This is a genomic window from Pseudomonas sp. H3(2019), assembly GCF_007713465.1.
GTDB lineage: Bacteria > Pseudomonadota > Gammaproteobacteria > Pseudomonadales > Pseudomonadaceae > Aquipseudomonas.
Genome location: NZ_VMSG01000003.1, coordinates 208,000 through 234,242 on the forward strand (window position 1 = coordinate 208,000; position 26,243 = coordinate 234,242).

A 26,243-nucleotide genomic window follows, 5' to 3' on the forward strand; every position below is an offset into this window, starting at 1 on the left:
GACATGGCAGTTACTCACTAAAAACAAAATGCCCCGGTACTTGGCCGGGGCAGTCAGGTCAGGTCAGCTCGGATCAACTCAGTTCAATGCGATCCGCATGAATGACGATCTGACCGTTCTTGTAGAGCGCGCCGATGGCTTTCTTGAAGTTGCCTTTGCTGACGCCGAACAGGCTGCTGATCAGCGCCGGGTCGCTCTTGTCGCTGACGGGCAAGGTGCCGTTGTTGTCGCGCAGTTTGGCGAGAATCTTCGAGTTCAGGCTGGTGGCGGCTTCTTCACCCACTGGCTGCAGGCTCAGGCTGATCTTGCCGTCGGCACGGATCTCCTTGATGAAACCCTTCTCTTCCTTGCCGGCCCGCATGAACTTGAAGATTTCATTCTTGTGGATCAAACCCCAATGCTTGTTGTTGATGATCGCCTTGAAGCCCATGTCGGTCGCTTCGGCTACCAGCAAGTCAACTTCCTGACCCGGTTTGTAGTTGGCCGGGGTTTTGTCCAGGTAGCGATCCAGACGCGCGGTCGCGGTGATACGGCGGGTGTGCTTGTCGAGGTAGACGTGCACCACGCAGTATTCGCCAGCGGTCATTTGACGCTTTTCTTCGGAATACGGCAGCAGCAGGTCCTTGGGCAGACCCCAGTCGAGAAACACACCGATGCTGTTGACTTCAACGACTTTAAGACTGGCGAATTCACCGACCTGAACTTTCGGTTTTTCGGTAGTTGCGATGAGTTTGTCATCGCTGTCCAGATAAACAAAAACGTTCAGCCAGTCTTCATCTTCGCTGGGAATATCTTTGGGAATATAACGATTCGGCAGAAGGATTTCGCCATCCGCGCCACCGTCCAGATATAAACCAAAGTTAGTGTGTTTAACCACTTGCAAGCTGTTGTAGCGCCCGACTAAAGCCATTTCCAATACCCTCGTTGCTTGGGCGGCATTCTACCCGTTTTTGCCGGCGCCGTTGGGTGGCCGACTGGCTTGCGAAGAAAATTCCTCTGCGAGGCTCGTTTTTCCTGGATTTTGTGCCAAAGCATGGCCCGCTCGTCAGACCGTTCAGGCGTTTTTCGCCGATATCGGCAAGCCATACACGATAGTTTTCACCCCGGCGTTCTTATTTAAAACAGTGGCTTAGCCGGTTATTGCAAACAGTAACTTATGGATCATCGGCGCCTGCCCTCGGTTATTTCAGAAGGATATTTACCAAGCAATTGTCAAGTATTTCCTGTACGATGCCTGGCCAAGTTAATTTTCTACAGGTTAATGGCCGCCATGCGTGTAAAAGCATCCAACAGCAAAGCAAAGCCAGCTCCAGCCGTTGAAACCAGCGAATCGATCAACAACCAGATTGCTGCTTTCCTCAAGTCCGGCGGCGAGATCCAGCAAATTGCCAAAGGCGTCAGCGGCCAGACATTCGGCCCGTCCAAACAGATCACCCTGGGCAAAAAGTAATACCCCCCTCGCGTCACCCTGGTCCCTAAGCGCTTTGAGCTTCGAAGCGCTAGGACTGGAACCCTCCTCCCCGGCAACATCCTTCAAGACCAAACGTGCGTTCTATTTGATCAGCTGAACGACCGGGTCCATCCTGCATTCAGATACCAGAACTACGCCCTTGCAAGGATTGGCTCATGTCGCGCTGGTTGAAACACCTGGCCCTGTGCCTGACCCTGTGCCTCTCGCTACCGGCCTGCAACCGAGTGAGCCTGGCCTATCATAATCTCGACATCATCATTCCCTGGACGCTCAACGACTACCTGGACATGAACAGCGAGCAGAAAGGCTGGCTCAGCGAACGTCTCAAGGAACACCTCAGTTGGCATTGCTCCACGCAATTACCCGGCTACCTCGACTGGCTCGACCGTTTGCAGCAGATGGTCGAAACCCATCAAGTCACGGACGCTGCACTGCAAGCCCGCATCCTCGAAGCCAAGCAAGCCATTGCCCAGACCGCCCGGGAAATCACCCCGTCAGCGGTCGAGTTGTTGCAAGGCTTGAATGACCAGCAGGTCAATGAGATGAAGCAGGCCTTCGCCAAAGACCAGCGCGTGCATCAGGAGAAATACCTCAAAGCGCCGCTGGCACAGCAGATCAAACATCGCATCGAGCGGATGGATAAACGCCTGGGCGACTGGCTTGGCCCGCTCAACACTGTTCAGGCGCAGCGCGTTGTTGCCTGGGCCAACGCGCTGGGCGAACAAAATCAGCAATGGATTGCCAACCGCGCTCATTGGCAGGCACTGTTCAGCGCAGCAGTGGAACAACGCCACAGCAGCGACTTTGCGCAACGCATCGAAACCCTGCTGGTCGATCGCGAGACCCTATGGACCCCGTCGTATCGCCAGGCTTACACCCACACCGAAGCCGAGGCGCGCAGCCTGATTGTCGACCTGATGGCCGACAGTACCGCCAATCAACGCCAGCACCTGCTGAAAAAAATCGACAAGATGCGCAGCGATTTCAGCGCATTGAAGTGTTTAAAAGTAGCGGGAGCCTCTTAAGCGATCTGCGCTTTAGACGCCACCTCATCAAAGGTCGCCGGGGCCAGTGCATCCACCTGCTCGTCGAGCACCTGCCGTGGATGGTCATTGCCCGCAATGCTGCTGTCGATCATGCCCAGCAGACTCGAACCGCGCGGCGTCAGGATAAAGTTCTCGCCGTTGCCACCTTCGGCCTCGGGGCGAGGCTCGATATAGCCACGGTCCAGCAGGAGCTTTTCATACGCAGTAGCAGCCACTTTCAGCTCATCCAGATTGCCGATGGGCTCACCCTCTGCAGCCTTCGCCGCCGCATGCTGCTCGGCGTAAACGCGCGGGGCAAAGCTGTGCTCGGCGCTGTTCTGCACTTCGTGCAGCATTCTTTCAAGCAAATCCCAGTTATAAGCCGTCATCCGATATCAACCTCCAGCCGACAGTGAGAGGCCTCTCATAAGTTGTGACCGGCGCCATCAGCAGCCGTTCAGCCAGGTTGTCATGCGGGTGGATCTCGGCGACAACCGATCAGCGGCTTGTCGATTACAGCGTCGGCCAAACGACTAGGCTGTGTAGGTTACAAAACGCCAACCTCGCAGGAGGGGAAGTCATGAACAACGTGCAACAGCACAAGGTCGTGTCCCGAGAAGAATGGCTCGCGGCCCGTAAACAGCATCTGATTCACGAAAAAGCCTTTACCCGGGAACGCGACAAACTCAGCGCCGAACGTCGCGCACTGCCCTGGGTAAAAGTCGACAAGAACTATGTGTTCGAAGGCCCCGACGGGCGGCAAAACCTCGCCGATCTTTTCGGTAGCAATAGCCAGCTGATCGTCTATCACTTCATGTTTGGCAAGGGCTGGAAAGAAGGCTGTCACGGCTGCTCGTTTGTGTCGGATCACATCGACGGCGCCAACCAGCATCTGGCCCATCATGACGTCTCGCTGGTGGTGGTTTCCCACGCGCCATTGGCAGAATTCCAGGCGTTCCGCAAACGCATGGGCTGGCAATTCAAATGGGTCTCATCGGCTGGCAGCGACTTCAACGCCGACTACAAGGTGACCATCAGCGATCAGGAACTCGCGGACAGCACCGCGACCTACAACTACGAAAAAAGCACCAGCACCGAAGGTGAACTGCCGGGGCTGAGCGTGTTTTATCGCAATGACGCCGGGGAAATCTTCCACACCTATTCCACCTACGCTCGCGGCCTGGACTTGCTGGTCGGTGCCTATAACTACCTCGACCTGACGCCCAAGGGCCGCAACGAAGAGCACGGCATGAAATGGGTGCGCCATCACGATCGTTACGAGACCGCGCCAAGCGCCAAACACTGCTGCGAGTAATTCAGGCTGCCCCTCGCCCCGATGGGGTGAGGAGGCTCCCCTTCAAACGCAAGGCTCGACACTCACCATCAGGACAGCCGCAATGAACGTCACCTTGATAGAACTGCCTCCCACTCGCGTCGCCTACCTGCGCTACACCGGCCCTTACGGCCCAGGCATCGGCACCTTCTGGCGCGAGACCGTCGCCCCCTGGATGATCGAAAACGATCTGCTGAACAAAGTGCGCTATGGCATCGGCCATGACGACCCGAGCGTCACCCCGGCCGCGTATTGCCGCTACGACGCTTGCGTAGAAGTCCCGGACAGTTTTAATGCGGCTTTCCCGTTCGCCGTCACCACCCTGCCCGGCGGTCTTTACGCAGTGTCCCGCTTCAAAGGCCCGGCTTTGCAGATTGCCGCGGCATGGGGCGAACTCTGTGGTCAATGGATGCCGGCCAGTGGTCTGGACTACGACAAACGTCCCAACTTCGAACGCTATCCAGTGGATGCTTCCTACGACCAGAAGACCGACGTGATGGAAATGGATATGTGTATAGCAGTGAAAAAGCGCTGAACCATATCTGTGACGAGGGAGCTTGCTCCCTCAGCACCGACCTGCACTCCCCGAAGAAGTCTCCGCCAAACGCGGACTCCTGGCCAAGTAAGTGACCAAAATCAACGAGCGGAAAGTGTACGTTGCGTTGACTGGTTGAGCGTGCCGGCCCCTTTTCTCATAATAGCCATACAGAAATCAATTTATTTGACATTGACCACCATGGTCATGGCAAGCATATCGCCGAGACGTCGCCTAAACCCGAAAAACACAAAGACTGCGTCTAAAATACTAAACATCACTTTCGGAACGTTTCGTAAAAACGACTGAAAAATCGTGCACTTCGTGTTCACAGGAAATCCTACTACGGACATCTTCAATAGCCGTTTACCCACACTCTGGCCGTTCGGCAGAGCATCACAAAACAGAAAATAGCTGATCGCGAGAACCAGCAGAATATTATTTATCACGCTGTAAAAAAGCGCGGCGCCGTAGGAGCTGCTCGCCATGAGTATATAACCAGTCAATCCTTTCAAAAATATCAGAACAAACACAATAGACAGATCAATCAAGTATCCAGCCAAGCGTTTGCCCGGATTGGCCAAATTGTATAACGGCTTCAATGTTTCGGATTCAGTATTACCCATCAAGCTCTCCACCATCTAAAAAAACAAAACAGTAAAAAGTGGACGGATTTATTTTCGACAAAAAACTCATCAATAAATAAATCTCCCCCTTTTCCCTCGTTTTGGCCTGCCCCCGGTTATACTCTCGGATACGTCGCCTTCTGCATTGCCTACACTTTCTGCAACAACAGCTCAATCAAAAAATAATTGAGTCAAAAATAAACTGTAGCTTCACAGGGTCCGCAGCATTCCCAAAATAATATTCATTCCCTCCATCACTGACCAGCTCAGGAGGTGTCGACTTCCAATACAGTACGAAATATTTTTCGTCCAACAAATCCTCTAGTGCGCCCGCATCATCATATGTTGAAATTCTAATGAAAGGCCCATACTCCGAGTGAATAAACACCATCACTCTCTCTCCGGTTTTCGAATCAATCATAGCCCGCTTTACCACTTAATGCTGTTAAACCAGTCCAACTCCTGCTGACTAGGGCCTGTACGAAAACTCGCCGAGCGGCGATCAAGCAGGTTTCCTACAGAACCTATGGGGAGTGGTACGACCTGCGGGACGAGGGCTGCGCGCCTTTGATGGCAACGACCGGGACACGTAGTTCGGGTTGTGTTATGTCATAGACCTGCAGTTCACACCCTTCCCCCCGATCTACGAAGACAAACTCTGCCAGATAGACCTTTTGCTTCTCGGGAATAAAGGTACTTGTGATCGGCCCACAGGTGTAAGACGACGAGACGGTCGGATTGGCGGTTACCTTTTTCTCAAATTTGTTCTTCGACTGGTTGAATACATAGTCTTCGTTGTAAAGCGTCCGGTAACCCGGTGCCGGAATCTGGCTATTGATCGTCGATGACCCGCCCACTTGCAAAATCTGGCCGGGATCGGCCTGTATTTCCAGCTGGGGGAAATGCTTGGAGACCGCGCTGTTGAGACGACTGAACCATCCGCCGACTTTACTGCGAAACGGTTTGACTACTGTCCCCAGTTGATCGGGACGTGTATCCGGGTCGTTACCTCGGACGACTTCAAAATCTACTGGGTTGGCCGTATCGCCTGATGCCTGCATGATCACTTTGGCGTGTTGATCATCTACGGCGACCTTCTTCTGCTCCAGCATGATGCCATCTGTCCAGAGTGTCGGCGCAGAGCTGCGAGAGTCGGAACCGCAGCCGCACAACCCCAGAAATAGAACCATCGTGACAACTGTCTTCACTGCGCTTCCCTGCGTTGAACTGCCGATGAGCTTCCAGGTAAGTAGCTCTTCCTGAAGGCGATAACAAACGCCACTATCGCGCAGAACCACAACCAAAGGGAACCGCTGAAGCGCGGGAATTTCACCCTCGTTTATTGGAAACTCCAAAGCCTTCTTGTCAGAGCCTGCTCTTTACGCACCGAAATAGAGCGCCAGTTCCCGGAGGTGGGGAGGCCGACCAGATACAGCACCGGCACCAGCACTTGCTCGCCATTGACCGTGGCGTTTTCCATCCAGACGATGTCGTGGGTCAGGGCCGCGACCTATTCGGAGGTCAGGCTCACACCCAGTGACAGCTTGAGCTGTTAACTGCTTGAGGTCGGTGAGTGCCGGGTTGGTTTCGATCAGGTATTTCTGCGGGTTGGACGGGACGGTGCGGGCCGGTAAGCCCTGGACGCGGTTGACCATAAAAGCGGTGAAGCTGCCGGGTAATCCAGCGCCTGATGAATCTGTGCTTGAGGTTGTGGCATCGGGACGCTGGCATCAACGCCAGTCCAGGAACAAACCTACAAACAAACCACCTGCGTCAGACCTTAGGCCGATTGACTGACCTCGCCCCACTCCCTATCCTCGCGCCTGTCACGACTCATTCGTGATCGGGTTTGACGGCTCGGCAATTCCAAGATGCGCATTGTTCCTCAACTTTGCTCGTGCACTTGTGTGCCCGCTGCACAGCTTAATGGTAACTGTGTGCGGGGCACTTTCGAGTGCGCCGGGTACCTTGGACCGGTCCGTCAACCTGCGCACAGTTGCCACCCATTCGTTTGACGGCGACCCAGTGGCAGCTCTCTGACTTCCAAGGAGCTACACCCATGACCGATCCAACCACAAAATCCACCCCCTTCGCCCGCTGCGACCACGTCGACCATTACCTGTTCGCCGTCCAACCCGACATCCCGTTACTCGACGCACTCGAACACGCCTCGGTCTACCTGAGCTGCGCCGAAGCCCTCGCCCATCAAGCCCCCACCGCCACCCGCCCGGAACACATCGTCTCGTTACGCTGGGCCAGCCAGCAGATGCTCGGAACCGCCCGCTCATTGCTCCAGGCGTCGATAGACGGACTGCACGCCGCCCAACCGGGAGATGACGCATGAACCCACACATGCCGATGACCAACAACGATTGCGACATCCCGGTGCTACTGGTCGCCACCCAAGTACCGCTGGAAGTGCTGCACAGCAACGCCGCTGCGCGGTTTCTGGCGGTCACGCAAATGATGGAAAGCCTGGCCAGCCTCGACATTGCCCATGCCAAAGGTCCAGACGTGCAGCAAATCGCCCACGCAGCGGCGATGTTGCTGCGGGACGGTTGTGATGTGATGGATGTGTTGGGGCGCCAGATTCGGGCGCAGCACTGAAGTCACGCATAGGCTGTTCCCGCACGTTGCGGGGAAGAAAGAATCAATGAGCCTTTATTGAGTGTGTCAATAAAGGCTCAATAGGACTACATCCTGACGCATGTCGGACGCAATGCCTGACGCCTAGTTAAGCATTGCTCCAACCGGACGCCTTTAGCTTACAGAGCACCTGCTTGCGTCTTCTTCCAAGAATCAAGCGCCTGGACTTGCATGAACCACCGCTGGAGGTTGGGCAGATCAGTGACGGGGAATTTGGCGCTGTGCTGGTCAGCTAGTGGCGCGGCTATAGCAAAATCGGCGAGTGAAAGACCGCTGTCGCAAATCCATTCTCGATGACTAAGGTGCGCGTCAAGAACTGTCGCAGCCTCAGTCAAAAGCCGCTCTCCGCGAGCGACCTCAATGGGGTCGGGCGAACCCATTCCAGCCAAAGACTTGATCGAGTTCTCCCAGTTAAGAATGCCGACGCCCGGCATGAAATACTGCCCACACCAAAAAAGCCAGCGGTTAACGTCAGCACGGCCACGGGGTTCGATGGGATAAATAGTTTGGCCAGGGGTCATATCCGCCAAGTACTGCATGATGGCGTAAGATTCCCAAAGAACAAATCCATCATGTTCGAGAACCGGAACCCGATGATTCGGGTTAAGTTTCAGAAATTCAGGAGAGTTCTGCTCCCCCTTAAACAGATTCACCAGCACGAGATCGACTTTGATTTCGAGGTAATGTGCGGCCATCAGCACTCGGCGGCTGCAAGTTGATGCGGGATGGTAGTGAAGACGCATGGTGTTAACTCCTTGTTTAGTGATCAACGCTGCCATTGTCTTCCTGCACACTGACAGAAAATGTCAGTAGTGATGCGTGCGTGGCGCCTGCTCTCATCAGCCCACCAGGAGAGCGCTTCCTATCAGGTCGTTTCCGTTGAACATCGCTGTCAGCATGGTCCAAATGGCCTTCAGTAGCCTTCCCCAGAGGTTGATGGCAATCAGTTCTTTGACTTGCTGCCAAATGATGGCAGCATCTCGTTGAGATCACACCACCCACAAAGCCACTCATGTCTCGCACCGAAAGATTATTCGATCTGATTCAGACCCTGCGAAGCCATCGTTTTCCAGTTACTGGCAATCATCTGGCCAAAGAACTGGGGATAAGCGTTCGTACGCTTTACAGAGATATCGCAACGCTTCAGGGACAAGGTGCCAACATTGAAGGAGAGCCAGGACTTGGTTACGTTTTACGCCCCGGCTTTATGCTCCCGCCATTGATGTTTACCGAGGAGGAAATAGAAGCCCTTGTCTTGGGTTCTCGCTGGGTGTCCGAGCGTGCCGACCTTCAACTGAGTAGAGCCGCAAAAGGAGCATTGTCAAAAATAGCTTCTGTTTTACCCCAGGACCTGCGAACCGCACTTGATACCAATTCATTGGTGGTTGGCAAAGGGGATCAAACAGAATTAGAGGCCATCGATCTGTCGCAGATTCGAAGGGCCATTCGAGTCGAGCATAAGGTACTAATCAAGTATCTAGATCTGAAGGGAGCTAGTTCAGAGAGAACGATTTGGCCCGTTGCGCTGGGCTATTTTGATCGTGCTCGGATGCTTGCCGGGTGGTGCGAACTACGGCAAGAGTTCCGTCACTTTAGGACTGATCGCATATCTGCTTTGAAAGTAAAGTCCGAGCGCTATCCTCGTCGGAGGCAAGTCTTACTTAAAGAATGGCGCGAGGTGGACATTCTTCAGCGACATCAGCGGCCGCCGCAGCATTTGTCTTAGCGCCGCAAAAAAGGGGACCAAAAAAGGGGACACCCATTAGCCTTGACTTGAGACCGGCTAATGGGTGCCCCCCTTTTCGCAGCAACTAGCGCGAAGGAATATCCCTGATGTCGGACACGATAAATGTCGGCAAGGTACGGATATAGAAAGGCTCCACGTCAGAATTATCCTTGTGAGTCAGCGCCGCCGCCATCGTCTTCATATTGCGAAGCTGACCAAATGCACCGGCAGGCTGCAGCCCCTCACGCTCGTTGGAAAAATGCAGAACTTCGACACCGGCCTTTTTAACCTTGACCTGATAACTGAAATCAACACTGGCGAGGATCGTATTGTCGTCGACAATGACCGACACCAATCCGCCATTGGAGTTACCGATCCGACGCTTGTAGACGGTGTTCACATCCAGCAGGTAATCGGCGCTTTCCTTGCTCGTCGCATAGCGATTAGCGCTCGACAATTGATTGATCAGCTCAACACTGAGCTGCTCGCGCAACGTGTCTTGCGGCATAAACCGCTCATTCTTGCCGACCAGTTCAACGTCGAAGGTATCGATCCAGTAGGTAGCGGTCGCCGGGATCTGGACCGGCGTGGGGGAGATGTAGTAAGCAGGTTTCGAGGCGCAGCCCGATAAAAATGAGATTGCCAAGAGTAGAGCCAACACACGCATGTAAATTCGTCCTTGAGGAGGGTTACGTTAAATTAAGAGCGGTATTTTACAAATACAGAAGGGACTGCTTTGTTTACGGCGACAAAATTCGGCATCCATAAATAAATCTTTTCCTTCTAGAAGCTTGAACTTGCGCTGCGTTAGGAAGTGCATCAATAGGTGCAGTATTGGAGTAGGTTTGTGGGAGTCCCTCAGAATTCGCCCCCTTCTCCCTGATTGGAATACAGGGGCCACCCATTACCCAGTCTCAACTCTAGGCTAATGGGTATCCCCTATTACGCATTGGCAGAATCTAAATGGACTTAATCTCAGAAATAAACCTGTTAAATTCAGATTCACTCATTTCAAATTCCGGCCCCTCATCCATTGCCATTAGAGTCAGCAATATACGATCCATACTCCCCACTAACTCCAAACCATGATCTTGGTAAATCTTAAACGCTGACCTTGAAATTTTATGGGCGTCATAACCACCAACGGCTGCCTTCTCAAGTTCTAGAACCATGTCTCGGATTGAATACGTCATTTCCAACTCTCCAGTTCTACTCCCGTTGGAGGGTAGTGTTGAGCATCTACTGGCTGGCCATTTATACTTTTCGGATGAACGCGGATCACATTCCCAGACTTGTCATAGCTTTCCATCCACTGCCTAGTTTGACCAGTTTGAGGATTGTTTTCTGTTACAAATGACGCGCCACGTGTAGCGCCCTCAGTTCGCGCAGGTACCTCCTGCGTATAATAGCGGACACGTCCATCTGGTAAAACCTTTGTAATAGCTGCATTTTGCTGAGCTTTTTCCAAACCCGAGAGCTTTGCTCGTAGAGCAGCTTTGGCATTAATGCTGGCCCCGACGCCATTACCGTTTGTACCTACTTCCTTTGGACCGTTCAGGCCATCAAGTTTTACCCTATCATTTCCTTCGAAGCTAATTTTTCTACCCGCACTGACAGCCTTGGCCCCACCCGCTACAGACGCCCCAATCAGCAGGGTAGCCATGAGCTTGCCGCCTCCGACAACCCAGGCGTCGTCTGCCTTGTTCAGGTCATGCTCTTTCCCATCCAGACTGTCGGCTATCAGCTTCCCAACTTTCTCCGTTGCTGCATGTTCATACTCAGCAATAGCCTGGCCTGCGGAAGTAGCACCTAGCGCTTTTTGGGCCGCTAGCAAAATCAACCCCTTGGGGCCTTGAGCTGCGGCTAGAACGTACTCAACAGCCTCTGCTTTATCGGGATTATTCTGGATGTATTCGCTGATAGTCGCAGCGCCATACACAATGCGCTGATCCAAGGTAAAGGCCTTGCCCTTAACCACGATATTTTTTTCACCAGTGATCGGTTCAAGAGCAGCTTTTGCATCAGCAATCGAGCCAGGATCCTGCCCCACCAACGAGCTCAACTGCAACAGCACCTTGCTCTGGAAATCCTTATCTGCCAGTAGTGCGCGTGCGTCTTCACGATCAATACCAGCGTCAAGAAGCCCGGACAGTGCTTGCGCTGCGATCTCGGCACCACCAGCCTCGATCGCTTCAGCGCCCGCGCCTGGATGCTCAAGAGCGTCTAGTTGATTCCCAATGATTTGACCCGCCAGTTCAAAGTTGGCAAATGCAGTTTTGTCATAATTGACAAGACCTGTAGCCCACTCTTTGGCTGTCTTGATCGGTTCAGAAGCCGCTTTTAAAGACGTATCACTGACATACAACTCCGTCCGATGCTCATCATCCCGAGTGATCTCATAGGCCTTATCCAGATCCCGGTTCAGGCCAACGGTCGAGTCCTTGCCCGTGACCTTGTCGTCACGCACGACGATGTCACCCGCACCCACAGTGGCGCGGACAATCTGCTCGCGGTCCTTGTTGTAGTTGTAACCTTCGACAGCCCAACTGCTCTTGTCCTTGCCTTCCATGCCCTTGTTCGGCTTGTCAGTCTGCGCGCCGCCAGAAGAGCCATAACTGCCACTGACACTGAGGTAGTAACCGTGCTCTTTGTCTTTGCCGATGATGTCGCGCGTACCGAGCGTGTCGGTGTCAAGTTTCAGGTTGCCGCTGTCGGAAGACAGCACGGCACCGTCCAGTTGGGTGTGTTTGTCAGTGCGGATATCGAGTTTGTCTTTAGCGCTAACGACTGTCTGATTTTCGACCCAGTTGGTCTTGCCGTTGGTTTGCCCATAACCGACTGAGCCAGTGACCGTCACACCGTAGCTGACAGCAACAGTAAGGTTTGCATCGAACTCCTTGCCGTCGGCCTTCCCAGTGTTGGGTACGGAAGACACTGTCAGGTTGCGACCGACATCACCGATCACCTCATCGCCACGCAACTTGGCACCGGCAATAGTGGTGTCGCGGCCACTTTCGAAGCCCAGGCGATTGCCGGCATAGAGGTACGCTTCCTGTTGCTTGACTGCCTCACGCTCAAGCTTGCCCAAACCGATGTTGGCACTACCATAGAAGCCAAAGCCATCCTGACCGGCGATGATCCCACCTTCGGCTCCCCAGCTACGTCGACTGCTTTCGCTGTTTGAAGCGTTTTCCGCTGCGCGGATGTTCAGGTCGTTGCCGGCCTTGAGGTCGATATTGCGCTCGGCATTGGCCTGAGTACCGATGAGGTTCAGGTTGTCCTTGGCATCCAGGTTGATATCGCGCCCGGCATTGAGTTGCGCAGGCGTCGACGTGCCCTGATTCGACTCGTCCTTGCCCCCGGCATTACTGATGCCCACGCCCAGTTTGAAGCCTCCAGTGGTTCCGCCCTTGAGGCCACCTTTGCTCTGAGTGTTATGACCGTCAGTGGTATCAGCACCACGCGCCACATCAAAAGTGATGTCCTTACCCGCGACGTTGATATCACGTCCGGCATTGAACTGACTGCCGCGCACATTCACGTCATTGCCAGCGACCAGGCTGATGTCGTTGCCAGCTGAAAGACTCGAAGGACGATTACTTTCGGAGGTATTTGTCTGAGTCTGGCTAACGCTGGAAGCGCCCCAATGCCCATCGAACGTCGGACCACTGAAAAACTGGCCCAATGCGTCGACGCTCTTCAGGACACTGGAGCCCTTGCTGACGCCATCGTCGCCTTTACCGGAACCGCTGAGCGTGTCCATCGTCTTGCCCAGGTTGTAGGCGACGGTGGTAGTGGTGCCATTGCGCTTCACGCTTTCGCTGTGGGTGTCGACGGTCTTCTCACCAGCGGCATCGATGTTGATATCGCGACCGGCCTGCAGCGTAATGTTGCGCTCGGCCTGCAGGTCGGAGCCTTGCTGATTGACGTCGCGACCGGCCTTGACCTTGATGTCCTGCCCGGCGTCGATCTGACTCGCGGCGGCGGTTTGCGTGATTCTGTCGTTGCGCTCCTTGCGGGTCTCGTTTCCGACAAAGGTGGTGAAGCCGTTGTTGTCGATGTTCTGCTTGATACCGTAGCTTTTGTTGGTTTCCCAACTGTTGTTTTGCTGCTGGCTGGAACCGGCGACCACATTTACGTCACGACCGGCGCCCAAGGTAACGGTACGCCCGGCGCTGACGCCGCTGCCGAGGATGTTGATATCGCGTTCGGCATTCAGGGTCGCGTCTCGATCAGCGCTGACCTGGCTGCCGACACTGGTGGAGCTGATGGCTTCGTTTCCAGCTTTTTTCGCCGCGTTCAAGGTGATGTCCGCGCCAAACCCCGGGGTTCCGGCGAACAAACCGACCGTGTCCTTAAACGACAACCCGGCCTTTTTCTTGTACTCGGTGGTCAGGCTATAGGCGCTGTCGTTGGCCGAGACAAGGTTGATATCACCGGTTTCCTTGATCAGACCGGCACGCAACTCGGCGTCGTTTTTGGCGGTGACTTCACTGGCGCGCAGGCGTACATCATTACCGGCGACAACCACTGCATCATTGCCGGCACTCAGCTCGCTGCCAACCTGAGTCGCAGTAGTCTTGAGCTGGCTTTTGCCACTCTTCGACAACCCAAGGAATCCAGACTTGGTGGTCTTGCTGTAAGAACCGTGCTCTTCAACACCCGACAGCACCGCGACGTCGTTGGTGGCGCCTAGGATCAGGTCGTTACCGGCCTTGAGCTGGCTGCCGATGATGCTGACATCACGTCCGCCATCCAGGCTGACGCCACCCTGTGCGTCTTTGCTGGTGTTCACCGTGAGGTCATGGCCGGCATCGATCACCGAGGCAACGTTGGTGCTGTCGTAACTTTCTTGTTGCTTGCTACTGCTGCGACCGAAGGAGCCTTTACTCTTTTTCGTGTAGTAGTACGAACTCTCGTCTTTGTCAGAGGCAATGGTGATGTCCTGACCGGCATCCAGACTGATATCCGCACCGCCCTTGATCCGGCTGGCAATAATCGCGAGATCCTTGCCCGCATCAATGGAAATGTCGCGTCCGGCGTTCACCTCGGTGGATTGCTGGGTCACGCGATGGGTTTCAAGGGTGGTTTTCTTGCTGCGCGACGCATACGTGCTTTCATCGGCAGCCGAAGCCAGGGTGATGTCCCCTTCCGATTGAAGGGCGATATCGCGCTTGGCGTCCAGGCGGCTGGCAATTGCACTGATGTCGCGACCGGCACTGATTGACAGGTCGCGGCCAGCGGTGACTTCTGCGCCGTGCTGGGTAATTTGCTGATTGAGGAATGAGCTGCCACGAGCATCCGTGGTGCGCTCTTGAATCGAGTTGATGCTCACGTCCCGACCGGCACTCATCTCCATATCTCGGCCGCTTTGCAGTACGCCTCCGGTATTTTTAATGTCGCGACCGGCTACGATACTGAGGTCATTCGAGGCCTCGATGCGAGCGGCGTTGTCGAGGTAATCGCGGTGCTGACGAGTACCGCCAATAGTGGAGTCCAAGCCTGTGACATCGCGCTGATTGATCACATCACCGTTGACCGCTGTGAGGCTGACGTCACGCCCAGCGATGATGCCGCCTGACTTGTTGACGATGTTGTTACCGGCCAGCAGATCCAGACGATTGCCGGCCTCGATCAACCCTGTATTGATGAGGTCGTTTCCGGCCTTGGCCGACAGGTTGTGACTGGCACGCAAGGTACCGGCGTTGTTCAGATCGTTGCCGGCGATCAGCGTTACGTCGCTACCCTGAATCAATGCGCCGTTGGCGGCCAGACGGTTGTTGGCGTTGGCCAGGTACAGCACCGGCACCAACACTTGCTCGCCGTTCACCTCGGCGTTTTCCATCCAGACGATGTCGTGGGTCAGGGCCGCGACCTGTTCGGAAGTCAGGCTCACGCCCAGTGACAGGTTGAGTTGCTGCTTGCTGGTGACGGCGTTGTTCATCAGGTACTTGAACAGCGCGGCGTCCGAGGTCTGGCCATCGATAAAGCGCTGGCCGGTACGGGCGATCACCGCTTGTTGAATCAGCTTTTGCTCGTATAGGCCATCGCCCAGACGTTTGGCGCTTTTGTCCGGGTCGTAGCCGAGGTTCGCCAACAGGTAGTCGGAACTCATGAACTGTTTGAGGTCGGTGAGTACCGGGTTGGTTTCGATCAGGTATTTCTGCGGGTTGGACTTGAACGAGGTATCCGGCAGGCCCTGAACGCGGGCCACGGTCTGACTGGCCGCGGGGGTAGCTATCAGCGGAGTGCTGACGGTCGGTGCAGTCACCGCACCAGAGACGGTAGTTGGAGCACCGGGTTGAGTATTCACGGGCGGCACAAGAGGCACGGCCACGGGAGAGGTCACGGTGGCCAATGGGTCACGTGGGTTGAGCGGCAGTGTTGGCACGCTCAGGTCCGGGCCGGTAGCGAGCGCGCTATGGCTGGCGCCATCGACATGCACGGCACCTACCTGGGTGATCGCTCCAACACTACTGTCATGGCCGGGCAACAGCAGGGTGCCGCCAGTGTCGGCGGGAGCACTGACATTGATCGTGCTGGCACCCGCGTTGCTGTCGGTGACCTGACGGGTGATCCGGGTCAATTGCCGGTCGCTGGAGGCGACTTGGGCGATATCACCGATCTGGACGCTGCGCGCCTGAATATCCGGCAGACTTTGTTGGCGCTGAGCGGTGCTGATCGAGGCGCTGCCCATGGTCCAGCTTTGCGGGCCGATGTTGGCCTGGGTCGCCTGCTGAACCGCCCCGCCTTGCCCGCTCAAGCGAAACAGACCGTTTTGCCCAGTGGGCAGGCTGAAGCCTGGTAGCGCGAGGGGGTTGACCTGCTGCTGGGCCAGGTTCGGTGGCAGTTGGGCATTGATCCGGACCACGACCGGCGCGCCCGCTCCGGCTACCTGAGTGCCCTGGACTTTGTTGGCGCCAGCGCTGAACCCGTAATCCTGATGAATAACGCTATTGGTCAGGTCCTGGGTCGCGGAGATCGAGACATTGCCACCGGCCTGGATAACGGCACTGCGGCTTAAGCCACTGCCGTCCTTGACAACTTCGACGTCGCTGGCCAAAGCCAAGGATTGCAGTCGACTTGGCAGTGCCATCAGATTGTTGCGGTCATACTGGGATTGCGGGATTTGTTGGTACTGATAACTAAAATCAATGCCGGTCACTTCTTGGCCAGTGACGGTATCCTTGAACCGAACCTCCTCAACTCTGCCACCGTCATGCCCACCCTCACGATGGGCATAGCTCTCTGGAGTCGCCGTGCTTAGGCCGCCAGAGCCATTGACGTAGATGACGTTCGGAAAATCGGGATTGTTTCTCTGATTGTAAGCAACCACCTCATTGAAGAATGACAATGTGGAACCGCGCCAGAGCTCCGTTGCCTGATAGATACGCGTGCGCTCAATGGTGCCGCTGACTGCCCCGACGTTTTTCAGGTTGTCAGCCTGGATGGCAATATTGCCACCGGCACTGATGGTGCTTTTGCTATTGAGAAAGTTGCCACCGTGAAAGACAAAGTCGCCCCCCGCCGTGAGCGATGCGGCGGCACTGGTGTCGTTGTCCTGCCCTTCGTAGGTCTCACGAACGACAGTACTGAAAATATAATCGTGCCCCCAGCACTTGTCGCAGTTGTAGCCGATGGCGCCCGAGACCAACGTGCGCCCCAGGCTGTAACCCTCCGTGCGGTTCTCGAAGTTGGCGGCATTGATGCTGAACTTGCCGGTGCTTTCCAGCGACCCGGAGATATTGCTGACCTGGGCCGCCTGGGCCGCGCCACCATAGCCGTCGATGCTGACGGCACCCAGGCTGTAAAGCTGGGCCGAATGGTTGGTGAAGCTGTTGACCTGCAACGCCGTGTCACCACCGCTGAAGATCAGGCCGTTCTCGTTCAACAGGCTGGGCGTGCTCAACCTCAGATTGCCACTGCTACCCATGGTCCCGTAGTTGTTGATTGACCCGGCATTGACTGTCATCCCGGTGGCAGACGTCATCCGACCATAGTTGTTGAGTTGGCCGCCGATATTGATCGTGGCGTCCCCGCCGCTGGCAATACTGCCCGCACTGCCCAGAGTCATCGAGGCGGCTGTCAATCCCAGATTGCCCAGGCTGCTGATCCTGCCATTGCCGCTATAGTTGCCGCCCAGCGCCAGGCTCATGCTGCCATCACTGGCAATCAAACCATCGTTGTTCCAGTTCCCCCCGTTACCCACCAGACTGGTGGAGGCCAGCAATTGCCCGCTGCCGGTCTGGTTCAGGTTGTTGACGTTGACGGTCAGGCGTCCGGCCTGGATCACGCTGCTGTTGGTCAATGAGTCGGCGTTGAGCGTCAGCCCACCACGGGTCACGATGGAGCCACCGGCCCCGGTGACGTTGGCCGTGGAGATATCGAACGTGCCGGTGCCGACGTGCAACAAGCTACCGCCCTGGTTCAGGAAACTCGCCGCGTTGAGCGTCAAATCAGTGTTGGCGGTTTCCAGTGTGCCGTTGCGGTTATCAAACAAACCGCCGATCTGGAAGTCGGTCTTGCCGCTGGTGCCCAAGGCACGCAGTTGGCCGGTCTGGTTGTCGAGGCTGGCGGCGCGCACGCTCAGGGTGCTGTCGCTCTCGATGATACCCAGACGGTTGTTCAGGGCGCCGGTGAGGTTCAGGTCGATCCCGTTGCCGGCGATCTGGCCATCGTTGTCGCCGCTGTTGTCGAAGTTGTTGCCAGTGACGCTGACCCGGCCTTTGGCATAGAGGCCGCCATTGCGGTTGTCGAAGTCGCGGGTGGCGACGATTGCATCGCCGCTTTGCGCCGAGATGCGACCGCCGTAGTTATCGATGCCGCCCAATGCGCTGAGGTTCAGACGCTGTGCCTGAACGATGCCGCCCTGACGGTTATTGGTCAGGTCGTAACCGTTTTTCAGCACGCCGACGATGCGCGCTTCAAGGGCGCCCTTGACGCTGGCGAGGGTGCCGCCGCGGTTGTCCAGGTTAGTGGCGCTGACGCTAAGGTCACCGTTCTGGGCCAGGAGTCGGCCGCTCTGGTTGTCGATATCGCCCGCTACAGACAGGGTCATCGCGCCCTGGCTTTGCACGGTGCCTTTGGCGTTGGCCAGGCTCGCGGCGGTGAGTTGCAGGTTGCCGTTCTGGCTGTAGATCAGGCCGTCGGCGCTGTTCTGGACGGCGCCGGAGGTGTTGATGACGAGGTTGTTGTTGCTCGCGACGGTGCCGCGATTGCGGTTGTCGAGGCCACCGGTGAGCAGGGTCATCAGGCCTTGGCTGGCCAGTTGACCACCCTGGTTGTTGATCTGGCTGCTGCGCTGGATCACCAGCGGGCCGGCGCTGGCGAGTTTGCCGTTGGTGTTGGTCAATGCGCCGAGCAGGTCGAGGGTGAGCGCACCGTTGCTGACCAGGCTGCCGGCGCTGTTATCCAGCGTGCTGCCGGTGAAGCTCAGGTTCTGTTGCGCGTTGATCACGCCCGCTGCGTTGCCGAGGGTCATGGCTTGTACGGTGAGCGCCGCGCCGCTGTCGATCAGGCCGTTCTGGCCGTTGTTCAGCAGGCCACTGACCGTCAGGGACTGGCCAGCGCCGCTGGACAGAATACCGCCGCTGTTATCGAGGCTCGCCGCGTTGACGGTGAGCGCCTTCTGGCTGACCAGCGCGCCGGCACCGCCGTTGAGCAAGGCGCCGCTCAAGGTCACGCCGAGGTTGCCGCTGCGGCTGGAGAGTGTGCCGTTGTTGCGGTTGTCGAGGCTGGCGCTGTTGACGTCGAGGCCCTGCCAACCGGAGATCAGGCCGTTCTGGTTGAGCAGATTGCCGGCGTTGAGGCTCAGCAGGTTGTTGCTGATCAGTTTGCCGCCGCTGTTATCGAAGGTGCGTCCGGCCAGAGTGAAGCTCTGGCTGCTGGAGACTTCGCCACTCTGGTTATTCAGGTCGCGCAGGCGGCTGATGGTCAGCGGACCTTTGGCGTTGATCAAGCCGCTCTGGTTGTTCAGATCGCTACCGCTCAGGTCAAGCGTGATCCCCGCATCGCTCAGCAAACGCCCGCCGTTTTGGCTCAGCGCTCCCAGGGTCAGTGCGATGTCACCTTTGGCCGAGACTTCGCCGCCATTGCTGGAGTTCAGGCTGTTGGCGGTCAGGCTCAAACCGCCCTGGCTGTTGATCAGGCCGTTGGCGCTGTTGTTCAGCGCCATCGCATTGAGGGTCACGGCACTGCCACCGAGCAGGGTGCCGCCCTGGTTGTTCAGGTCGGCGCTGGTCAGCGTCAGGTTCTGTGCCGCGTTGATCAGGCCTTTATTCTGGTTGTTCAGCAAACCCGCGACATTCAGGGTCAGGTCGCTGCGACTGTTCAGGGTGCCGTCAGTGTTATCGAGGCTGGCGGCGCGGACGTCGAGGGCCGCGGCGCCAATCTGGCCCTTGAGGTTGGTCAAGGCCTGATTGATCCGCAGGGTCACGGCCTGGTTGCTGAGGAGCTTGCCGTTGCTGTTGTCGAGGCTGTCAGCGGCGAGGCTAAAGGCCTGGGCGCTGGAAATTTCACCGCCCTGGTTGTTTACGCCCTTGAGGTTATTGAGCACCAGCGACGGGGCATTGATCAGGCCGTTCTGGTTATTCAGCTGACCTTGGTGCAGATCCAGGACGAGGCTGGTGTTGCTGAAGAGTTTGCCGCCCATCTGGTCGAGGCCGGTGACGCTGGCCGTCAGTGCCTTGGCGCTGCCGATGCTGCCACCGTTCTGGTTGGTGACCTGGCCGGCCGTGAGGCTCAGGCTGTCGCCACTGTTCAGGCGACCGTTCTGGCTGTTGTCGAAGGCGCCAGTGGTCACGCCCACCGGGCCCTTGCCGCTGATCACACCTTGTTGACGGTTATCGAGGCTGGCGCTGGTCAGGTCGACGCTGCGGTCACTCACCAGTTGCCCGCCCTGGTTGCCGAGCGCACCGCTGGCATTGACCTTCAACGCACCGGCACTCGACAGGCTGCCACCGGTGTTGCTCAGGTTGGCGCTGTTGACGGTGAGTTGGCCTTCGCTGCTGATCTGGCCCTGATTGTTCGTCAGGTCGCTGCTCAGGCCCAGCCGGGCATCTTGCCCGCTGAGCAAGTGGCCAGCGCTGTTGTCCAGGGTCTGGCCATCCAGGGTTAACCCGGCCTTGCCGTTGATCAGGCCCTGATTGCGGTTGAGCACCTGGCCGAGCGTCATGGTCAAGCCCATGGCGGCGATGATCTGACCGCTGTCGCTGTTGTCCAGGCGATTGCCGGTCAGGCTGATGTCGGCGCTGCTGGAGAGTTCGCCGCCACGGTTGTCGATATCACCGACATTGAGTTTCAGCGCTTTTGTAGCGCCTACCAAACCGTTCTGGCGGTTGTCGAGCGTGCTACCGGTCAGGCTCAAGGCACCACTGGCGATCAGTTGACCGTTCTGGTTGTTGAGGCTAGTGATAGTTGCCGACACATCGGCCTTGCCGGCGACCGAGCCGTTGCTGTTGTCGAGGCTGTTGGCCGCCAACAGCACCGCACCGTCGCCGATCAGGGTGCCGCTCTGATTGGTGAAGGACCCGGTCACGCCCAGATCAACGTCGCCACCGCTGCTGATCAGGCCATGGCTGTTGTCCAGGCTGGCACTTCGGCTGTTGAGGGACGCAGCCGAAATCAGCCCGTTAAGGTTATTCAGGGTCTGAGCGATACGCAGGGTCAGGCCCTGGTTGCTGAGTAGCTTGCCAGCGCTGTTGTCGAGGTTTTGCGCCGCGACGGTGAACGCTTGGGCGCTGGAGATTTCGCCGTTCTGGTTGTTAACGTCCTTGAGGTTGTTGAGCACCAGCACAGGCCCATTGATCAGGCCATTTTGGTTGTTCAATTGGCCGTTGTTCAGGTTCAGGTCGAGACGGGTTTTGCTGAAGAGTTCGCCGCCTTGTTGATCCAGGCCGGTGATGCTTGCCGTCAGGTTTTTTTCGCTGGCAATGCGACCGGTGCTGCCGTTGCTGACCTGGGTTGCGGTCAGGTCCAGCGTGTCGTCGCTGGTGAGATGGCCGCCCTGGCTGTTGTTCAAAATACCGGTGGTGACACGGGTGGCCCCCTTGCCGTTGATCAGGCCTTTCTGGCTGTTATCGAGGCTGGAGCTGGCCAGGGTCAAACCCTGGTCGGTGATGATCGAACCACCTTGGTTGAGCAACGCCCCCAGACTGGTGACCGACAGGGCGCCGGCGCTGCTGAGCTTGCCTGCGGTGTTATCCAGCGTGGCGGCGTTGAGGGTGAATCCGCCTTCGCCACTGAGCAACCCGGCGTTATTGAGCAGCGCTCCATCAAGACGAATATCCAGGCCCTTGAGGCCGGAGAAACTACCGCTGCTGTTGTCGAGCGTGCTGCCGGCCAGACGAGCGCTGCCCTTGGCGAACAGCTTGCCCGTGTTCTGGTTGATCAGTTGCGCCACCGTCAACTGCAGGTCGGTCGCGGACAGCAGTTTGCCGCCGTCGCTGTTGTCCAGACGCTGGCCGGTGAGGTTCACGCTGTTGTCGGTGCTGGAGATTTCCCCGGCGCGGTTGTCAATCTGATCGACCTTGACGGTCAGCGCGTTGGTGCTGCCCACCAGACCGCCGTTGCGGTTGTCGAGGGTCTTGCCGGTCAGCAGCAAACTGCCTTGGGCGACCAACTCCCCTCCCTGTTGGTTCAAGGTGTCGAGGGTAGCGCTAAGGTCAGTCTGACTGGCGATCCGGCCTTTGGTGTTGGTGATGTCCTGGGCCTTGAGCGTCACGGGACCGACCGCACTGAGCAGGCCACCGCTGTTATCCAGGCGCGAGCCTTCGTAGTTGATCGCGGCCTTGCTGGTCAGCGCGCCCTTGTCGCGATTATCCAGTTGCCCGACCAGCAGACTCAGGTCCTTGTCAGCTTCGATCAGCCCACCGCGGTTATCCGCCGAATCGCTGTGCACGGTCAGCCGGTCCTTGCCGGCCAGACTGCCGCCACGGTTATCAAGGCTGCCGGTAGTCAGGTCGATGCTGCCGGTGGCTCTTAGTTTTCCCAGCTCCCGATTATCGAACGCTCCTGCAATTTTCGCCGTCAGGCTGCCATCGACGGCCAGCAACATTCCCGCCGCGCGGTTGTCGAGGCTGTCGACAGTCAGGCTCAGTGCCTTGCCGGAACCGAGCTTGCCGCCCTGGTTATTCAGAGCGCCGCTCAGGTCGATGCTCAGCCCGAGGTCGCCCGTCAGATTACCTTTGGTATTATCCAGACTCGCGGCCTTGAGGGTCGATAACCCGGCACTGGATACGAAGCCATTGAGGTTGGTCACCCCGCCCTCGGCATTCAAGGTCAGGTCCGAATCGCTGCCAATCTTGCCAGCGCTGTTGTCGACGCTAGCGGCGCGGACATCCAGCCCATTGGCTGATACCAGCCCCCTGAGGTTGTTCAGGGTCCGGTCGACGCGCAGGATCAGCGCCTGATGACTGCCAACCGTGCCATGGGTGTTGTCGAGCGTTTGCGCAGCCAACGTGAATCCCTGATCGCTGGATATCTCGCCACCCTGGTTCGCTACGCCCTTGAGGTTTTTCAGCAATAACTGGCCTGGGGCATTGATCAGACCGCCCTGGTTATTGAGCTGGCCGTTATTCAGATCGAGACTCAGGCCGGTGCTGCTGAACAGTTTTCCGTTTTGCTGATCAAGGCCACTGACGCTTGCGGTCAGGGCTTTGGTGCTGGAAATACTGCCTTGGGCGCCGTTGTTGAGCTGGCCGCTGATGAGGTCGAGCGTATCGCCGCTGATCAGCGTGCCGCCGAGGTTGCTGACGGTGCCGAGGCTGGTGAGTTTCAGGTCCTTGACGCTGGAGAGGTTGCCGCCGTCGTTGTTCAGGCTGCCGACGCTGAGCAGAATCGCGCCATCGCCCTTGAGCGTGCCTTGGGCGTTCAGCAACTGCTCGCCCAGTGTCAGGTCCAGATTGCCTTTGGCGTAGAGATTGCCCCCCTGACCGTTGTTCAGTTGCGCAGCCTTGAGGCGTAATCCGGCCTGACCGGACAGCAGACCGTCAAGCTGGTTATTGAACTGGGCGAGGGTCAGATTGATGTCGCCATTGGCAAGCACCCGGCCGCCATGGCTGTTGTCCAGCGTCGTGCCTGTCAGGTTCAAATCGCGTTGACTGGAGAGGTTGCCGCCCTGATTGTCGAGGCTGTCGATGTTCAGGTTCAGGCTCTGGCCAGCACTCAGCGAACCCGCCTGACGGTTGTCCACTTGGTTGGCATTGAGCGTCAGAGCGCCACCGGCGCTGAGGTTGCCGCTACGGTTATCCAGCAACCCCGCAGTGTTCAGGTTGAGATCGGCCTTGCTGACGACCCGCCCCTTGAGCTGGTTGTCGAGACTGGCACTGCCCAAGGTCAGCAGACCGTTCGAGGACAGCAACCCGGCCTGGTTCAGCAGCTGTCCGGCAATCTTCGCCGTCAGGCTCGAACTGCCTGTCAGTGTGCCTTGGGTGTTGTCGAGGCTAGCGCCTTGAACCTTCAACAATTGGCCGGCGGTCATCGACCCCGTGGCGTTGTTGATCGCGCCCTGACTGCCCAGCGTCAGACTGTTATCGCTGGTCAGATGGCCCTGACGGTTATCCAGATCAGCCACCTGCAAGGTGATGTCCCGGGCGCTCAGTTTGCCACCCTGATTGTTCAGGCTGCCGGCGAGCAGCAGGTTCAATCCTGTGCCAGCGTTCATCGTGCCGAGCTGGTTGTTCAGGCTGTCGGCCTGCAGATCGATGGCCGAGGCAGAAATCAGCGCCCCGGTGTTGTCCAGGGCTCGGGCGATCCGCAGCACCAGAGCCTGCTCGCTGAGGACTTTGCCGCCGTTGTTGTCGAGACTGGTAGCGGCCAACGTGAAGCCTTGTTGGCTGGAGATTTCACCGCTCTGGTTGGCCACCGTATTCAGGTTCTTCAGCAGCAGCGCGCCGGGTGTGGTGATCAGGGCATTCTGGTTATTGAGCAGGCCGTTGTTCAGGTCCAGGGTCAGGCCTGTGGCGCCACTCAATTGGCCCTGATTGTGCTGGTCCAGTCCGCTGACACTGGCGGTCAGGGCCATGGCGCTGGCGATGCGTCCGCCTTCGCTGTTGTCTACCTGGCCAGTGGTCAGGTTCAAAGCGTTGCTGCTGGTCAGCACGCCTGCTTGATGGTTATCCAGACTGCCGCTGTTGATCACTGCACTGCCGGTGCTCTGGATCGTGCCTGCTTGATGGTTGTCCAGTGCACCAGAAGCCGTCAGGCCCAAGGTTCCCTGGCTGATGATCGAGCCTTGCTGGCTGTTATCCAGGGATGCCGCCATAACTTGCACGCGCTGCTGGGCAGCCAGGCGACCGCGCTGATTGTTGAGGGCACCGCTGGCGTTGATATTCAGGGAGCTGCCGGCCGACACCAGTCCTGCGACGTTATCCAGAGACCCGACATTCAAGGTAACCCCGGAAAGGCTGGAGATTTCAGCCGCGCCGTTACTCAGCGCTCCCACGTTGGCAAGCAGTGCACCGTTGCTGGTCACCAGTCCGCCCTGGGCATTGAGCAACTGATTGGCGTTGAGGTTCAGGCTACGGGTGCTCAGCACCCGCCCCTTGTTCTGGTTATCCAGCGTCCCGGCGTTGATGTTTGCGCCTTGCTTCGCACTTAAAGTGCCGCCCTGATTGTTCAGGGTTTGCGCCGTGTTGACCGCCAGGTTGCGGCTGGCGACGACACTTTTGCCGCTGTTGTTGAAGTTCTGTGCGCTGAGGTTGACGTCGCCGCTGGCGTTGCGGCTGCTGTCGGCATTGACCCCGGCTTCAATGATGCCGTTGTTGGTCAACTGGCCGCCGGCACTCAGGTTGATGCTGTCGCGAGCGGCGAGGGTTTGCTGGTTGCTCAGGTCGCCCTGGGTTTGCACATTGAGGGCGGTGCCGGCGTAGACGGGTGCACGGGCGTCGAGGCTGTTGGCTTTGATGTTCACCGCGCCATTGACCGCCGAGGTCTCGGCCAAGCTCAGCTGGCCGTTGGCATCGAGCTGGATATCGCCGCCGCTGGCGATCAGTTTGCCGTCGAGTTTCACCCCGACGCCGGCTTCGGTGCCGACCAGTTTGATCGCGCCGGCGTACATGCCGCCAAGCGCCGAGGAGTCGATCGCCAGTTCCGGCTTGGTGCTGCCGTCATTGGCCCGGGCCGTAGCGTTGAGAGTGTCGGCGTTGACGTCGTTACGACCGGCAACGATGGTCAGGTTATTCGCCTGCAGCTGGGCGTTGATTTTCGCGCTGCGGGTGATGATTTCGAAACGGTCGACGTTGCTCGCGTTGATCCCGGCGCCGTCGATGGAGACGCTGCCCTGATCGACCTGGAAGTGGTCCAGACGACCGTTGTCGAGCACCGGTTTGCCGGTGGTCAGGGTCACCCGTGGGGTGTTGATAAACCCGCAGCCGTTGCAGCTGATGCCATATGGGTTGGCGACGATCACCCGCGCCGACTGCCCCGCCACTTCGGTGTAGCCGTTCAACTGGCTCGGGCTGCCGCCGTTGACTTCGTTGAGGATGGTTTGCGCCGAGCCGCTGTTTTTCAGGTTCGGGTTGCCGACGATGTACCCACCCAGCTGGGTGGCCGAGGTCTGGGTTGAACCGTTGTTGAGGATCAAGCCCTGCAGAGTGACGTTGTAGTCGTGGAACTGATTGTGCGAGAGACCTGTGGCATTGGGCGTGGCGATGTTGACGATCGGCACGCCATTGCCGGCGCGATCCAGGCCAGTGCCCGGTGCGCTGACCACGATGCCATCCGCCTGCGCCCACATCGGTTGCCAGAACATGACGTTGGCCAACAGGAACGCCAGACCGCGCTTGGGCATGCCCATGAAACGTTCACGGGGAATCACGGCAGCAGAAGGCTGGCCGGCCAGAAAGGCCAGTTGGCGAACGTCCATATTCAGGTCTCGATAAA

The 26,243-nt window shown here is 57.5% G+C and carries 16 protein-coding genes and 1 pseudogene; 7 read left to right on the forward strand and 10 right to left on the reverse strand.

What is annotated here, in order from left to right; genetic code table 11:
* Positions 1 to 73 precede the first annotated feature (73 nt).
* Positions 74 to 910 carry a S1 RNA-binding domain-containing protein gene (locus FPT12_RS05100; RefSeq protein WP_145014929.1) on the reverse strand — a complete coding sequence of 279 codons (837 nt, stop codon included), beginning with the start codon at positions 908 to 910 and terminating at the stop codon, positions 74 to 76.
* A gap of 351 nt (positions 911 to 1,261) precedes the next feature.
* On the opposite strand from FPT12_RS05100, the gene FPT12_RS05105 reads away from it, so the two are divergent.
* Together FPT12_RS05105 and FPT12_RS05110 are read left to right on the forward strand one after the other, a co-directional pair.
* Entirely contained in the window at positions 1,262 to 1,450 is a 189-nt protein-coding gene (locus FPT12_RS05105; RefSeq protein WP_017337097.1) for a hypothetical protein, read from the forward strand.
* Positions 1,451 to 1,626: 176 nt separating this feature from the next.
* Entirely contained in the window at positions 1,627 to 2,496 is an 870-nt protein-coding gene (locus tag FPT12_RS05110; RefSeq protein WP_145014930.1) for a DUF6279 family lipoprotein, read from the forward strand.
* Here FPT12_RS05110 and FPT12_RS05115 read toward each other — a convergent pair.
* The gene (locus tag FPT12_RS05115) at positions 2,493 to 2,885 is read right to left on the reverse strand and encodes a transcriptional regulator (protein WP_145014931.1); all 393 of its coding nucleotides are present in this window, start codon (positions 2,883 to 2,885) and stop codon (positions 2,493 to 2,495) included. The genes FPT12_RS05110 and FPT12_RS05115 overlap by 4 nt on opposite strands.
* A 191-nt stretch (positions 2,886 to 3,076) precedes the next feature.
* Here FPT12_RS05115 and FPT12_RS05120 point away from each other — a divergent pair, with 191 nt between their 5' ends.
* Positions 3,077 to 3,811: a thioredoxin family protein gene (locus FPT12_RS05120; RefSeq protein ID WP_145014932.1), complete on the forward strand. Its 735-nt coding sequence runs from the start codon at positions 3,077 to 3,079 to the stop codon at positions 3,809 to 3,811.
* Positions 3,812 to 3,893: 82 nt separating this feature from the next.
* Positions 3,894 to 4,364, forward strand: coding sequence for a GyrI-like domain-containing protein (locus FPT12_RS05125; protein ID WP_145014933.1), 471 nt, complete (start codon positions 3,894 to 3,896; stop codon positions 4,362 to 4,364).
* Between the two features lie 182 nt (positions 4,365 to 4,546).
* On the opposite strand, the gene FPT12_RS05130 is transcribed toward FPT12_RS05125, so the two are convergent.
* From FPT12_RS05130 to FPT12_RS28285, 4 genes and pseudogenes are all read right to left on the reverse strand, one after another.
* Entirely contained in the window at positions 4,547 to 4,990 is a 444-nt protein-coding gene (locus FPT12_RS05130) for an RDD family protein (protein WP_145014934.1), read from the reverse strand.
* 175 nt (positions 4,991 to 5,165) lie between these two features.
* Positions 5,166 to 5,411 carry a hypothetical protein gene (locus FPT12_RS05135; protein WP_145014935.1) on the reverse strand — a complete coding sequence of 82 codons (246 nt, stop codon included), beginning with the start codon at positions 5,409 to 5,411 and terminating at the stop codon, positions 5,166 to 5,168.
* A 103-nt stretch (positions 5,412 to 5,514) separates the two neighbouring features.
* Positions 5,515 to 6,198, reverse strand: a complete 684-nt coding sequence (locus FPT12_RS05140; RefSeq protein WP_256676609.1) for a hypothetical protein — start codon at positions 6,196 to 6,198, stop codon at positions 5,515 to 5,517.
* Positions 6,199 to 6,416: 218 nt separating this feature from the next.
* Positions 6,417 to 6,500: pseudogene (locus FPT12_RS28285) on the reverse strand (hypothetical protein); the annotation flags it as partial.
* A gap of 549 nt (positions 6,501 to 7,049) precedes the next feature.
* Here FPT12_RS28285 and FPT12_RS05150 point away from each other — a divergent pair.
* Complete coding sequence (locus FPT12_RS05150; RefSeq protein ID WP_145014936.1) at positions 7,050 to 7,334, forward strand: DUF3077 domain-containing protein; 285 nt, start codon at positions 7,050 to 7,052, stop codon at positions 7,332 to 7,334.
* Positions 7,331 to 7,597: a short-chain dehydrogenase gene (locus tag FPT12_RS05155; RefSeq protein WP_145014937.1), complete on the forward strand. Its 267-nt coding sequence runs from the start codon at positions 7,331 to 7,333 to the stop codon at positions 7,595 to 7,597. The genes FPT12_RS05150 and FPT12_RS05155 overlap by 4 nt, the downstream gene beginning before the upstream one ends.
* 158 nt (positions 7,598 to 7,755) lie before the next feature.
* Here FPT12_RS05155 and FPT12_RS05160 read toward each other — a convergent pair whose 3' ends face one another.
* Entirely contained in the window at positions 7,756 to 8,379 is a 624-nt protein-coding gene (locus FPT12_RS05160; protein WP_145014938.1) for a glutathione S-transferase family protein, read from the reverse strand.
* 269 nt (positions 8,380 to 8,648) lie between these two features.
* On the opposite strand from FPT12_RS05160, the gene FPT12_RS05165 reads away from it, so the two are divergent.
* Positions 8,649 to 9,362 (forward strand): YafY family protein, encoded by a 714-nt coding sequence (locus FPT12_RS05165; RefSeq protein ID WP_145014939.1) that lies wholly within the window; start codon positions 8,649 to 8,651, stop codon positions 9,360 to 9,362.
* Positions 9,363 to 9,447: 85 nt separating this feature from the next.
* Here FPT12_RS05165 and FPT12_RS05170 read toward each other — a convergent pair whose 3' ends face one another.
* From FPT12_RS05170 to FPT12_RS05180, 3 genes are all read right to left on the reverse strand, one after another.
* Positions 9,448 to 10,029: a hypothetical protein gene (locus FPT12_RS05170; RefSeq protein WP_145014940.1), complete on the reverse strand. Its 582-nt coding sequence runs from the start codon at positions 10,027 to 10,029 to the stop codon at positions 9,448 to 9,450.
* Positions 10,030 to 10,321: 292 nt separating this feature from the next.
* A complete protein-coding gene (locus tag FPT12_RS05175; RefSeq protein ID WP_145014941.1) occupies positions 10,322 to 10,555 on the reverse strand; it encodes a hypothetical protein in 234 nt (77 codons plus the stop codon).
* Positions 10,552 to 26,226 (reverse strand): hemagglutinin repeat-containing protein, encoded by a 15,675-nt coding sequence (locus FPT12_RS05180; RefSeq protein WP_145014942.1) that lies wholly within the window; start codon positions 26,224 to 26,226, stop codon positions 10,552 to 10,554. Before FPT12_RS05180 ends, FPT12_RS05175 begins: the two co-directional genes overlap by 4 nt.
* Positions 26,227 to 26,243: the final 17 nt, after the last annotated feature.

What these genes read in the sequence shown, in the direction of transcription:
- FPT12_RS05100 (WP_145014929.1), bottom strand. Translation starts at nt 910, where the DNA reads ATGGCTTTAGTCGGGCGCTACAACAGCTTGCAAGTGGTTAAACACACT.
- FPT12_RS05105 (WP_017337097.1), top strand. Translation starts at nt 1,262, where the DNA reads ATGGCCGCCATGCGTGTAAAAGCATCCAACAGCAAAGCAAAGCCAGCT.
- FPT12_RS05110 (WP_145014930.1), top strand. Translation starts at nt 1,627, where the DNA reads ATGTCGCGCTGGTTGAAACACCTGGCCCTGTGCCTGACCCTGTGCCTC.
- FPT12_RS05115 (WP_145014931.1), bottom strand. Translation starts at nt 2,885, where the DNA reads ATGACGGCTTATAACTGGGATTTGCTTGAAAGAATGCTGCACGAAGTG.
- FPT12_RS05120 (WP_145014932.1), top strand. Translation starts at nt 3,077, where the DNA reads ATGAACAACGTGCAACAGCACAAGGTCGTGTCCCGAGAAGAATGGCTC.
- FPT12_RS05125 (WP_145014933.1), top strand. Translation starts at nt 3,894, where the DNA reads ATGAACGTCACCTTGATAGAACTGCCTCCCACTCGCGTCGCCTACCTG.
- FPT12_RS05130 (WP_145014934.1), bottom strand. Translation starts at nt 4,990, where the DNA reads ATGGGTAATACTGAATCCGAAACATTGAAGCCGTTATACAATTTGGCC.
- FPT12_RS05135 (WP_145014935.1), bottom strand. Translation starts at nt 5,411, where the DNA reads ATGATTGATTCGAAAACCGGAGAGAGAGTGATGGTGTTTATTCACTCG.
- FPT12_RS05150 (WP_145014936.1), top strand. Translation starts at nt 7,050, where the DNA reads ATGACCGATCCAACCACAAAATCCACCCCCTTCGCCCGCTGCGACCAC.
- FPT12_RS05155 (WP_145014937.1), top strand. Translation starts at nt 7,331, where the DNA reads ATGAACCCACACATGCCGATGACCAACAACGATTGCGACATCCCGGTG.
- FPT12_RS05160 (WP_145014938.1), bottom strand. Translation starts at nt 8,379, where the DNA reads ATGCGTCTTCACTACCATCCCGCATCAACTTGCAGCCGCCGAGTGCTG.
- FPT12_RS05165 (WP_145014939.1), top strand. Translation starts at nt 8,649, where the DNA reads ATGTCTCGCACCGAAAGATTATTCGATCTGATTCAGACCCTGCGAAGC.
- FPT12_RS05170 (WP_145014940.1), bottom strand. Translation starts at nt 10,029, where the DNA reads ATGCGTGTGTTGGCTCTACTCTTGGCAATCTCATTTTTATCGGGCTGC.
- FPT12_RS05175 (WP_145014941.1), bottom strand. Translation starts at nt 10,555, where the DNA reads ATGACGTATTCAATCCGAGACATGGTTCTAGAACTTGAGAAGGCAGCC.
- FPT12_RS05180 (WP_145014942.1), bottom strand. Translation starts at nt 26,226, where the DNA reads ATGGACGTTCGCCAACTGGCCTTTCTGGCCGGCCAGCCTTCTGCTGCC.